The sequence below is a fragment of the Paenibacillus sp. FSL K6-1318 genome (genome assembly GCF_037976905.1).
GTDB lineage: Bacteria > Bacillota > Bacilli > Paenibacillales > Paenibacillaceae > Paenibacillus > Paenibacillus amylolyticus_A.
On record NZ_CP150270.1, the window covers coordinates 246,586 to 259,004 of the forward strand.

9 protein-coding genes are annotated in these 12,419 nt (G+C 49.4%); 8 read left to right on the forward strand and 1 reads right to left on the reverse strand.

Features of this window, described 5'->3' with window-relative positions; all coding sequences use genetic code 11:
• Positions 1–88: 88 nt before the first annotated feature.
• From NYE45_RS01160 to NYE45_RS01195, 8 genes are all read left to right on the forward strand, one after another.
• On the forward strand, positions 89–2,308 hold the full coding sequence (locus tag NYE45_RS01160) for a helix-turn-helix domain-containing protein (RefSeq protein WP_340015251.1): 2,220 nt from the start codon (positions 89–91) through the stop codon (positions 2,306–2,308).
• A 50-nt stretch (positions 2,309–2,358) separates the two neighbouring features.
• Positions 2,359–4,671, forward strand: a complete 2,313-nt coding sequence (locus NYE45_RS01165) for a glycoside hydrolase family 3 N-terminal domain-containing protein (protein ID WP_340015252.1) — start codon at positions 2,359–2,361, stop codon at positions 4,669–4,671.
• The gene (locus NYE45_RS01170; protein ID WP_340015253.1) at positions 4,668–7,799 is read left to right on the forward strand and encodes an alpha-mannosidase; all 3,132 of its coding nucleotides are present in this window, start codon (positions 4,668–4,670) and stop codon (positions 7,797–7,799) included. The genes NYE45_RS01165 and NYE45_RS01170 overlap by 4 nt, the downstream gene beginning before the upstream one ends.
• A 17-nt stretch (positions 7,800–7,816) precedes the next feature.
• Complete coding sequence (locus tag NYE45_RS01175; RefSeq protein WP_340015254.1) at positions 7,817–8,692, forward strand: sugar phosphate isomerase/epimerase family protein; 876 nt, start codon at positions 7,817–7,819, stop codon at positions 8,690–8,692.
• A gap of 12 nt (positions 8,693–8,704) precedes the next feature.
• The gene (locus NYE45_RS01180; RefSeq protein ID WP_340015255.1) at positions 8,705–9,577 is read left to right on the forward strand and encodes a sugar phosphate isomerase/epimerase; all 873 of its coding nucleotides are present in this window, start codon (positions 8,705–8,707) and stop codon (positions 9,575–9,577) included.
• A gap of 187 nt (positions 9,578–9,764) precedes the next feature.
• On the forward strand, positions 9,765–9,992 hold the full coding sequence (locus NYE45_RS01185; protein WP_062837704.1) for a hypothetical protein: 228 nt from the start codon (positions 9,765–9,767) through the stop codon (positions 9,990–9,992).
• 79 nt (positions 9,993–10,071) lie between these two features.
• A complete protein-coding gene (locus NYE45_RS01190) occupies positions 10,072–10,632 on the forward strand; it encodes a hypothetical protein (RefSeq protein WP_340015256.1) in 561 nt (186 codons plus the stop codon).
• Positions 10,633–10,799: 167 nt separating this feature from the next.
• Complete coding sequence (locus tag NYE45_RS01195) at positions 10,800–11,228, forward strand: VOC family protein (RefSeq protein WP_340015257.1); 429 nt, start codon at positions 10,800–10,802, stop codon at positions 11,226–11,228.
• Between the two features lie 118 nt (positions 11,229–11,346).
• On the opposite strand, the gene NYE45_RS01200 is transcribed toward NYE45_RS01195, so the two are convergent.
• Entirely contained in the window at positions 11,347–12,201 is an 855-nt protein-coding gene (locus NYE45_RS01200; RefSeq protein ID WP_340015258.1) for a hypothetical protein, read from the reverse strand.
• Positions 12,202–12,419 lie beyond the last annotated feature (218 nt).

Consider the following 12,419-nt stretch of genomic DNA (forward strand, 5'->3'; position numbering starts at 1 on the left):
ATGTACTGAATATTTATGGAAAATTAACGATCAGCACAAATGTTTGTCGTCATTCAGCATGAACAGTAACGGTGGGGGGATCTCGGAGATGAACAACAATTGGTTTAGGCGTTTGCTGTTATCGTATCTGCCTGTTTTCTTTATTGTGACGACCATTTTATTCTTTATTTTCTTTCAGGTATTCAATGAACAGAATCGTAGAGAAGCACTTAAGGCCAATGAATTCCTGGCCTCACAGGTCACGCAATATCTGGACAACTCCCTGCGTTCCATCGACTTCAAGGTACTGCGTGAAATTTTGACCAACCCTAACTTGAAGAATTATTTCTCGGTATCTGGCAGCGAAGATGTGTATGCAGGCATTCAGGCGGTCCAGGTAGTTGATGAATTGAAAATAGAGTATCCGCTGATCGATTCGATATATCTCGTTCGATATGGAGATGGCACGGTCTTCAGTAACGGGAAGGCTGTTCCGATTGAAGAGTTCCCGGATGCAGACTTCATTGCAGATAGCCGGTCAAGGGATGAACAGAAATGGGCAGGAGCACGAGCGTTCAGGGCTTTTCCTTCACAAGCGACGGAGCAGGTGATTACGATTGTGCGAAGTGTAGGGAACGGCAAAGGACTTGTGGTCACGAACGTGGATCTGAGTACCTTGAGAAAATCCATCATGCAGATGTATGATCCGGAATTTACGTTCGTGAACATCTTCAACCGATCAGGCGGCAATCTGTGGGATAGCAGCATGCCAGAAGGGGTTACAGCTTCCACTAAAACTACTTCGGGAGAAGTCTTCTCCGAATTTACGTCGAGTTATAGCGGTTGGAAGGTGCAGACAGGTCTCAACAATGGCAAAATCGTCAAATGGGCTCTGCAATTTTATAATATCTGGTTTGCGTTTGCTGTAGTGGTTGTGTTGATTGGCGTGGTATGGGTGATCTATGTGACCCGCAGAAACTACAAGCCGATTCAGCAGATTGTCACGTTAATTCAGACCGTCTCTTCACAGAAGCAATCGGGGCTGAACTATGGCAAAGAGAATGAGTTCCGATTCATCCATACAACGCTGGAACGCATGATTGATCAGACGAGGCAATATCAGGAGGAGCATGAAGAGAATCTGATTTTGCAGAAAAAAATGTTCTTTCAGGAGTTGTTGGAGGGCACACGAGACTTTACGAGCACGGAGCTGACAGCAGAGATGAAGAAGTTCAAACTGCCTGAGCTGGAGCATCGTTGGGCCGTCATGGTAGTTGAAATGGATCGGTATGATGCATTTGTAACGGAGTATCATGATCAGGACCAATCCCTCCTGAAATTTGTGTTATCCAGTATTCTGCAGGAGAGTGCACGTCATGAAGGAACGGAGGTGTGGGCTGAATGGATCTCCGATCAGCGCCTGTACGCTATCCTCTGGATGCCGGAAATGGAACAGGCTGAGGAGACCGAGCATCGATTGCTCGCTGGTTATCTGGACAGAATCGATCAGTATCTGAACTTCACCGTGACCATCGGTGTTGGTCGGGTCGCTGTCGATATTCGGGGACTGAGAGCTTCATTGAAAGAAGCTGTGCACGCGCTGGAGTATAAGGCCGTACTAGGGATGAATCGCATCATTCCGTGTAGTGATGTGCCGAATTCGACCAATGATGTATATGAGTTCCTGAAAACCATCTCGCTGCTGGTACAGGCGATGCGTTTATCGGACGATGTTTGGGAAAAGCATTTTGAAAGACTGTTTGATCAAATCAGTGAGTCCGTTCTGTCCCGTCAGGAGATTATGAATACGATCCAATTGTTATTTCAACATTACAATCGGGAATTCGCCGAACTTCCACGGGAGTATCAGGAGTCTTGGGCAGCTATATTCACCCCACTTCTGCCAAGGCTTGAGGGCTGGGAAACGTTAGACGATCTGCGTGAGCTGTGCTGGGAAGGGTTCAGGGAACTGGCGTTGCAGATGCAGACGCTGCATTGTTCCCGAAAACACAGATCACATATTTTGGAGATTCGCAAATACATCGAAGAGCATTACAACAATCCCGATCTGTCACTGAACTACCTTAGTGATCTATTCGATATTAATCCGAAGTATCTGAGCAAGCTTTTCAAGGATGAGATTGGGGAGAAGTTTGTGGATCTGCTCATTAGTCATCGCATCGAAAAAGCCAAGCTGCTCATGCAGGAGACGGATAAAGCTATTCAGGAGATCAGTGAGGAAGTGGGATACACGAACTATAATTCCTTCAACCGGGCTTTCAAGAACGTGGTGGGTGTGGCACCAAGTGACTACCGAAAAGCCATGTGATGTAAGTGCACGCGCCTAACTAATTCCGAACGCATAAGGAGAATGTGCATATGGACTATAAAGATGCTTCGCTTCCCATTCACGAACGAGTTCAGGATCTGATCGGACGGATGACAACGGCAGAGAAGATTGGACAACTCATTCAGCCTATGGGATGGAAGACGTATGACAAATTAGCTGATGGTACAGTAGAGGTGACGGAAGAGTTCAAAGCGGACATGGAACAGGGCGGTGTTGGTTCTCTGTACGGTGTGCTTCGGGCCGATCCATGGACCGAAGTGACGCTGGAAACGGGGCTGACCCCACGGCAGGGAGCCGTTGCTACGAATGTCATTCAGCAGTATGCCATGGAGAATTCCCGGCTGGGCATTCCCATTTTGTTCGGAGAAGAGTGTTCCCACGGGCATATGGCGATTGGAGCGACAGTATTTCCGGTACCGTTAACGGTGGGCAGCACATGGAATATGGAGTTATACCGCAAGATGTGCGAAGCTATCGCAGTGGAAACCCGGAGTCAGGGGGGAGCGGCAACGTATTCCCCGGTGCTTGATGTCGTACGTGACCCGAGATGGGGACGGACAGAGGAATGTTTTGCCGAAGATCCATATTTAATCGGTGAATTTGCAGTAGAAGCGATGAAGGGACTACAGGGTGATCACCTAGATTCCAACCGGACGATTGTTGCGACACTCAAGCATTTTGCGGCTTATGGCAGCTCGGAGGGTGGGCGGAATGCAGCACCTGTGCACATGGGATTACGTGAATTGCATGAAATAGATCTGTTGCCGTTCAAAAAAGCAGTGGAAGCCGGGGCTTGTTCCGTGATGACCGCTTATAACGAGATTGATGGCGTGCCGTGCACGTCCAGTACGTATCTGCTGAATGACCTTCTGCGCGAGCAGTGGGGATTTGATGGATTCGTCATTACTGATTTTGGCGCCATTCAGATGCTGGTCCATGGACATAACACCGCCGAGAACGGGGAGCAGGCCGTAGCACAGTCCCTTCAGGCAGGAGTAGACATGGAGATGTCTGGGTACATGTATCGCAAACATCTCGGTCAGGCGCTGGAGCAGGGATTGATCGAAGAGAAGGATCTGGACTTGGCTGTGAGGCGGGTGTTGGAGATGAAATTCAGACTTGGGTTATTCGAACAGCCTTTCGTAGATCCTGACTTTGCAGAGCGGGTTATCGGATGTGAAGACCATACTCAGCTGGCGAGAGAAGTCGCGCAAGAGGGGATTATTTTACTGAAAAATGAGGGGAATACTCTTCCACTCGGCAAAACAGGTACGAAGCTGGCCGTCATTGGTCCGAACGCGAACCATATCTATAACCAGCTCGGGGACTATACCTCGCCACAGCCGAGAGAACAGATCGTTACCGTACTGGATGGCATTACGCGCAAGCTTGGCGCGGATTCGGGTCAGGTGTTGTACGCACCCGGTTGCCGGATTAAAGGCGATTCCAGAGAGGGCTTTGCGCAAGCGCTCGCCTGTGCGGAACAGGCGGATGTCATCGTGATGGTGATGGGTGGTTCCAGCGCTCGCGATTTTGGTGAAGGTACCATAGATTTACGGACAGGTGCTTCAGTGGTGACCGATGATCCATGGAATGATATGGAGTGCGGCGAGGGCATTGACCGGGCTTCCCTGAATCTCATGGGTGTTCAATTGGAGCTGGTGCAGGAGGTACATAAGTTGGGAAAACCCGTTATCGTGGTGTATATTAACGGCCGCCCCATTGCTGAACCTTGGATTGATGAGCATGTCCATGCCATTGTGGAAGCGTGGTACCCCGGCCAGGAAGGTGGTAACGCCATCGCAGATATTCTGTTCGGTGATGTCAATCCATCTGGCCGCCTTACCGTCTCCATCCCCAAGCATGTTGGGCAACTTCCGGTCTACTATCATGCCAAGCGTACTCGTGGCAAGCGGTATCTGGAGATGGATCTTGCGCCGCAGTATCCGTTCGGACATGGACTGAGCTATACCGAATTCAAATACGAGAATGTAAGGGTTATACCGGATGTGATCGGCCCGGACGATGAAGCACAGGTGATGGTTGAAGTCACGAATACCGGAGCGGTATCGGGAAGCGAGGTTGTGCAGTTGTACATCACGGATGTGTCGGCTTCGGTTACGCGGGCTGAAATGTCTCTGAAAGGTTTTCGTAAAATCCATCTAGAGCCAGGACAGACTCAGACCGTTACGTTCCCTGTGCAAAAAGAACATCTCGCACTGATCGACTCTCGTCTCCAGTCTGTCGTAGAACCGGGTGAATTCAGGCTCATGGTTGGCCGTAGTTCCATAGAATGGACTGCTTGCAGTCTGCAGATCCAGAAGGTGGGGGTGGAGGTATGATTCGAATTCAGCGATTCATCGAAGATCTGAAGCAGCGGCAATGGCTGGATACGATCGAGCTTCCGGCATGGGAGATGCAGAGGGCCAGATACATTCGGCCAGGGGAATACGAGTACGAGCAGGGATATGAAAATGAAGATGAGCAGGCAGACAAGGCCATGCAAAGCTTGAATCCGCTGAACAGCGTACACGGCACGACGTATTTTCTGAGTAATCGTGTGGAGATTCCGGCGGAATGGCAAGATCAAGCTGTTGGGCTAATCTTCGAGGCTGGAGGAGAAGGGCTGCTGAAGGTGAATGGCTTACCTTATCATGGACTGGATCGGAATCACGGGTTCGTACCCCTTCCGAGAAGTCGGGTAGGAAATACACCGCAGTTGGAGATTGAACTCTACGATCCGATTCCAGAGCCGCATGATCCACTCAACCGACAAGCTGTTATTCAGCCGCCTATTCAGGGCATTCGGGCAGCGTTGGTTCATGTTAATCAGCCACTGCAGAGCCTGATGTACAGCGTTACGGTACTCGCCGAGTCGCTCCGGGCATATAACGAGAAGGAGCCCAAGCGGATGGCACTTGTTCAAGCCATTCATCAGGTGATGGATGACATGTACAATGACCCGAACCGCTGGAGTGATGCAGCCTGGATACAGAACTTTGAACATGGATTAGTACAGTCGGTACAGCAGGAAGACCCGGAGGAGTATCGAAGTGGCTTCATGCATCTGGTTGGACAATCCCATATTGATATTGCCTGGCTGTGGCCTGTACGTGAGACGGTTCGCAAGTCCAGTCGCACGTTCTCGACCATGTGTACGTTGATGGACACATACCCGGATTTTGTGTATTCCCAGAGCCAGCCGCAGTTGTATGCCTTCGTGAAGGATCATTATCCGGAGTTGTACGAGCGAGTTAAAGCCCGTATTGCCGAAGGCCGCTGGGAGTTGGTTGGAGGCATGTGGGTCGAGCCGGATCTGAATATTCCGAGTGGCGAGTCGTTAGTTCGGCAGATTCTGTATGGACAGAACTTCTACCAGGCGGAATTTGGCAAGCGCTCCAACATCGAGTGGCTGCCGGATACCTTTGGCTACTGTGCTTCCTTGCCGCAGATGCTGAAGCTCGCGGATATTCCTTATTTTATGACCACCAAGCTGAATTGGAATGATACCAATGCGTTTCCTTATGACCTCTTCGACTGGGTAGGCATTGATGGCACTTCCGTGCTGGCGTATCTGAATCATGGCGTGAATGAGCATACGCGTCCCAAAGATGTGGATGAACACTGGCAATCGTATAAACAGAAGGATGTGCATCCTGAGCAGATGTTGCTTTATGGACATGGCGATGGTGGTGGCGGCGTGACGAATGAGATGGTGGAGTTTGCGGAGCGATCCCATTTGATGGTCGGACAGCCGATCAGCAAATTCAGCACGGCTGGTGCTTTTTTTGAAGACATATCATTAAATCATCCGACGTTGCCGAAATGGCACGGGGACTTGTACCTGGAGCTGCATCGCGGAACCTACACGACTCATGCGAGGAACAAACGTAGCAATCGAAAGGCAGAGGTACTGTATCGGGAAGCGGAGATCTGGGGGCAATTTGCCGGAGCTTGGTCTGCACACACGAAGAATGATCTGGATGAAGGCTGGAAGCTGATCATGCTCAACCAATTCCATGACATTATTCCGGGAACGTCGATTCCTGAAGTATACGTAACGTCCACCGAGGAGTACACGAAGGTATTTGCATTAGGTACATCCGCACTGCGGGAAACGCTGGATACCCTTGCGGAGAACATTGCAACAGATGAAGTCGATGGTCTACCCTACATTATATTCAACAGCCTTGGCTGGGAGCGTGGAGAGAATATCACCATTACAAGGGATGCCAACCTCGCCGGGGTGGCTGCATTTGATCGTGAAGGGAACCGTCTGGCCTGTGATCTTGAACAAAAGGAAGACCAGTATACGCTGCTCGTGCATGTTCCATCGATTCCTGCTTTTGGGTATACAACCATATGGCTGCGCGAGGCATCGGATGTTATCCTTCCAGTAAGGGGAGAAGAACGCTTCCCTTCCACATGGGAAACCGAATTCTATACCCTTGAGTTCAATGACGTGGGAGAGATCACCCGATGGTATGACAAAACGGTAGGACGCGACTGGCTGAAGCCCGGTGATCGGGCGAATGAGTGGCAGTTTTTCCACGACAAACCGACGTACTGGGATGCATGGGATATCGATCCACGATTTGAATCCCAGCGAGCAGGTGCGGTGCAGTTGATCTCCAGAGAGGTTGTACAGCGCGGGGCTACGCGAGATGTACTGCGTTTTGTCTGGAAGCTGAATCAATCGGAGATCAGTCAGGATATCATTTTACATCGTCACCAGCGGCGTGTTGATTTCCATACGAAAGTGAACTGGAATGAGAGCCATAAGCTACTCAAGGTGGCATTTCCGGTGGATCTGGTGGCAGCCAAAGCAGCCTATGAAATCCCGTTTGGAGCGTTGGAGCGTCCAACCCATAACAATACCAGTTGGGAGCAGGCGCAGTTCGAGGTCTGTGGACATCGCTGGGCGGATATCTCGGAGGGAAACAGCGGTGTGAGCTTGCTGAATGATTGCAAGTACGGGTATGACATTAAGGATCGAACGATCCGCCTGTCTCTGCTTCGTGCCCCGAAATGGCCGGATGAACATGCCGATCAGGGCGATCATGAATTCGCGTATTCGATCCTGCCCCACCAGGGCGATTGGCGACAAGCCGCCGTCGTTCGCCGGGCGATGGAGCTTAATCATCCGGTGGAGGTTGTTGCAGCGAGTCAGTCTTCCGGTCACTTGCCAGCTGAACATGCTTGGGTTCAGTTCCAAAGTGAGCATGTCATTTTGGATGCAATCAAGCCTGCGGAAGACGGCTCGGGAACGGTGCTGCGTTTCTACGAATCATCAGGAGGTCGGGAAACGGTGCAGGTTCAGTGGGCTGAGAAGGAAATCAAGGCATCCATCATTAATCTGTTAGAGGATGAGATCCATCCGTTGGTTTGTCCGAACGGAGCATTCGAACTGACATTCAAACCGTATGAGATTAAGTCGGTGAAACTTGTTCCAGTGAATCCAAATACGTAATCTTCAGGAGGTATGACATGAAATTAACGAATAAGATCGGTGTCATCGTGGATAGCTTTGGCGTAGGTGTACGGGAAGGGTTGAACAAGGCCAAAGACGTAGGTGCAGAAGGTGTGCAGATCTATGCCGTCAAGGGAGAGATGGACCCTGAAAATTTGTCGCCTGCGGCGCGCAAGGAGCTAAAGAGTTACATTGATTCTCTAGGTCTCGAAATTTCAGCATTGGTTGGCGATTTGGGCGGACATGGGTTTCAGGTCAAGGAAGATAATCCGTGGAAAGTGGAGAAGTCGAAGCGGATCGTGGATCTGGCCCTCGATCTGGGCACCAACATCGTCACAACACATATCGGTATTGTTCCACATGACCCTTCATCGGAAGTTTATGCCACGCTGCATGCTGCTTGTGAGGAACTAGGCCAATACGCCAAGAGTGTTGGCGCATACTTTGCCATTGAGACAGGGCCGGAAACGGCTGCTGATTTGAAAAGATTCCTGGATACGTTGTCGACCAACGGAGTATCGGTGAATTTTGACCCGGCGAATATGGTGATGGTGACCGGAGATGATCCGGCGCGGGGCGTTCATCTGCTCAAGGATTACATCGTACATACCCATGTGAAGGATGGTGTGCGGCTGAAGGAAGTTGACCCACGAGACGTATACGGAGCGGTCGGTTATGCCCCTATGGATCACGATAAGATTGCCGAGATGGTCTCTTCCGGAACATTCTTCCGCGAGGTGCCGCTGGGCGAGGGTGGCGTTGATTTTGACGGATACTTTGCAGCGCTTCAGGAGATTGGTTACACCGGTTATCTGACGATTGAACGCGAGGTAGGGCATCAGCCGGAGCAGGACATACGCAAGGCGGTTCAATTTATCCAACAATATCGATAGGGAGCTGAGCAGATGAAAGTGGGCCTGAGCACGTATAGTTTGTTGAACGATCTGAATTCGGGTGAGATGACGGTGCTGGATGTGATCGACTGGATTGCGGCGAACGGCGGCGAGCATATGGAGATGGTGCCTTACGGTTATACCGTGGAGGATAATCACGATCTGGCGGATGCAATTCGAGAACGGGCAGCATCTGCGGGTATTGAACTGTCCAATTACTCGATGCCAGCGAATTTCGTGCAGGAGACGGAAGAGGCGTTTGCAGAAGAGATGGCTCGGGTCAAAAGGCATGTGGATGTCGTATACCGAATGGGTGTAAAACATCTGCGTCATGACGTCACGGCGTTTACCCTGCCGAAGGAGAAAATGACCATTGCCTGGTTCGAGGAACATCTGCCGCTGATGGTGCGGGGAAGCCAGATCATTGCGGACTATGCTGCGCAGTTTGGTATTACTACAACCATTGAGAACCACGGCTTCAGCGTGCAGGCGAGTGATCGAGTGCAGCGTGTGCTGCATGCTGTAGATCGTCCGAATTTCAAAACAACACTCGATATTGGCAATTTCATGTGCGTGGATGAGAACCCGATCATTGGCGTCATGAAAAATCTGCCGTACGCTTCTCTGGTCCACTTCAAAGATTTCTACTTCCGTCCTTATGATGAGCATCCGGGTGAGGGTGAATGGTTCACGACAGCCTACGGTAACTTCCTGCGAGGGGCCATCGTTGGACAAGGGGACATTCCAATTCGTAAAATTGTAAAGCTGATCAAAGACTCCGGCTATGATGGCAACATTACGGTGGAGTTCGAAGGCATGGAGGAATGCAAATCCGCATCCAAAATCGCCATGGACAACCTGCGCCGCTTCTGGAAAGAGGCGTAAGAACACTATAGAGATATAATCAAGGGCCACGTTCAAAAGTGGCTCTTTTTGTCATGCTACAACAAGTGATTAAGCCTATCAGAATATGGTTCTGCGCAAGGATTAAGTTACGAGCATCACAAGTGTGGTATAATGGATATATTCAGCCTGATAATAACTGGCTATGGATAGGAGAGGTCGCTGATCTATGCAGGTATTCGAGGACTGGAATCAGAAAGTAAAGAAGACGTTTAATGCTACGAACCCCGAGGTAGTATTGACGGTATCGGAAGCTGGAAGTTTGCTCGGCTTGACCAAAGACCAGATGAAACTGTACGTGGACAAGAACAAACTAACGAAGGTCCCGATCATGAGAAGTGTTCACCGATACCTCTTATTGAAAAGTGAAATAGATAACATCGTTCAAGCTCGATAACTTCATAGGATTGAACACAACCATTTTACCGACAGGATTCGGGAGAGTGGTCTTTTTTTTATCGGAAAGGGGACAGAACGTGCTGAATAAAGCGTCGGATTGGTTCTATCAGCGGGTCAATTGGAAATGGGTTATAGCTGCGGTTGTTGTATTTGCCTGTTTCATTGCATTTATTCTGCCCTGGCAGGCGGCAAAGTCGGAGGAGGCCACAGGTGGCGGGCAGTCCCCGGACTCCTCTTTTCTGTACACGGCGAATGATCTTTATCAGATGGCTGAGCAGTATGGTGAAGCAGGACGGAGCGCCTATATTCAGGCACGATTCACATTTGACCTCATATGGCCCTTGGCCTATCTGTTGTTATTGGTTGTTCTGTTATCCGTACTCTATCGCGTGCTTCCGGTAAAGAGTCGCTGGCGCTGGGTGAATCTGGTTCCAGTCTTAGGTTGGGCTATGGATATGCTCGAAAATATAGGTGCGTCCCTGATCATGTCTCGTTATCCTGAACGTACGCCTGTGCTTGCTGAACTCACTCCGATATGTACACTGTTGAAATGGTGTCTGATCTATGCCAGTTTTGCAGCACTGGTTCCGGGTGTTCTGATCACGTTTCTCTACTATATGCGCAAGCGCAAGCAGTAGTGGAGAGAGGGATGGATTCAGAATATGTTGGTAACCCTAATCATGTAAAGGTCCGCAGAGATGAGTGCAGAAATATACGCTTGTCAAAGGACAACCTGTTCATATATACTCATGTCGCAAGTGGCGTGAATCGTATAATTACAAGAGCCCAAGGAGATGAAGAACGCATGTCGATCAGCTTGAATGTGTATCTGGTAACAGACGGTAATGGACGTGAATCGGTAGATTTTTATCAAAAGGCATTTGGAGCGGAAGTGCTCGCGCTTCAAACATTTGGTGACGGTCCATCGGATCCGAATCACCCCATCCCGCCCGAAGCGAAAGACCGTATTATGCATGCTTCATTGCAAATTGGCAGCTCGGTATTAATGTTGTCCGACACATTTCCAGGCATGCCGTACACTGTAGGTAATCATGTTACGGTTACGGTGAACACGGATACGGCGGATGAAGCCAAAGCAATTTTCAACCAACTGCAAGACGGCGGCGAAGTGAAAATGCCGATACAAGAGACATTCTGGAGTCCAGCCTACGGCTCGGTTGTCGATAAATTTGGTGTACAGTTTCAGATTAGTGCTACGCCGGGACAAGCTTAAGAGTGTACTCTTTGCTAATATAGCCTTCAAATGGCAAAAACCTCCGCGATCTGCTTTGAGCAGTTGTGGAGGTTTTTTGTGCTAATTTTTGTAATGATTCGTGATTAATCTCACTTGATTAGCCTTCCTTCTGAATCTTGGAAGGGTTGTTGATTTTATAAGGAACCGGGTTACGTGTCAGCTTCTTCTTGATGATTTTCGCTTCAAACGTGATAACGTCTCCCACTTCGAGTTCCTGTTTCTTAACCGTAGCACTGTGGCTGGACCAGGCTTCCCCAACATCGATGACGTCTGGCTCCGTTATGGTAACTGCTTCGTAGATGATGACTTCATCATCATTGTCAGAGAAATGATTCGGTACGGTGGTGAATTCTTTGACCACGGCACTCATCTTCACTTTGCCTTCAGGCAGATCAATCTTGACGGTTTTGGCTTTGCTCGCTGTTTTGGCTTTAGGTTTGGCTTCACTGGCTGCCCCGCTTTGAGGTCCAACATACTCTTCTACTAGCCCATCCGGATCACCCTTCATCCCCGAGGAGAATTCATCTGTGTCCGTGTCGTCCGAATCATCCAGATCCGGCGGAATTTCATCCAGGTTAACCAAGGCATCTGGAGTTGGCGCAACATCAGCAGCGACTGGTGTGACTGTATCCGAAGTTGTCGATTCTGTGCTTCGATCTGACCCGGCATTACTTATGCTTCTGGCGCTGTAACTGGACGCTTGCATTTCCTTCAGATACGACGGGTGAATACAATGCTTTTGTCCATTATCCAATTGAATAACGGCTGCCATGTGATCGACATATCCAATGATGGTGCAGGGCATGTTCAATCCGTTTCCTTTATAATAGAACATTTTGAGTTTGGTTGCTTTACCCGAAAGCAGGCCCCACTCCTGACATTTCTCAATTAACTCGTCTTCGTTATCCAGCGCAATAAAATCCTGCGGTTCAATCATAAACGCGTATGTCATATGGAATTTCCGCCCTTCCAATCCATTCTTCATGTTCATCGTTTCCAAATTACAACCAGTGTATCACAAATGAGCATTTTGCATAAATCGAAACGCTGAAATCTGTACTCGGAGATGAAGATTATCAAAGCCTGCTCACAGAGGCCTATGCTATAATTTGATCAGAATAAAGGATGAGAAGATATAGCCTTGATATACATAGTTTAAGAAGGGAAGAT

Excerpts from the sequence above, each read along its gene's own strand:
- NYE45_RS01160 (WP_340015251.1), top strand. The coding sequence starts at position 89 with ATGAACAACAATTGGTTTAGGCGTTTGCTGTTATCGTATCTGCCTGTT.
- NYE45_RS01165 (WP_340015252.1), top strand. The coding sequence starts at position 2,359 with ATGGACTATAAAGATGCTTCGCTTCCCATTCACGAACGAGTTCAGGAT.
- NYE45_RS01170 (WP_340015253.1), top strand. The coding sequence starts at position 4,668 with ATGATTCGAATTCAGCGATTCATCGAAGATCTGAAGCAGCGGCAATGG.
- NYE45_RS01175 (WP_340015254.1), top strand. The coding sequence starts at position 7,817 with ATGAAATTAACGAATAAGATCGGTGTCATCGTGGATAGCTTTGGCGTA.
- NYE45_RS01180 (WP_340015255.1), top strand. The coding sequence starts at position 8,705 with ATGAAAGTGGGCCTGAGCACGTATAGTTTGTTGAACGATCTGAATTCG.
- NYE45_RS01185 (WP_062837704.1), top strand. The coding sequence starts at position 9,765 with ATGCAGGTATTCGAGGACTGGAATCAGAAAGTAAAGAAGACGTTTAAT.
- NYE45_RS01195 (WP_340015257.1), top strand. The coding sequence starts at position 10,800 with ATGTCGATCAGCTTGAATGTGTATCTGGTAACAGACGGTAATGGACGT.
- NYE45_RS01200 (WP_340015258.1), bottom strand. The coding sequence starts at position 12,201 with ATGACATACGCGTTTATGATTGAACCGCAGGATTTTATTGCGCTGGAT.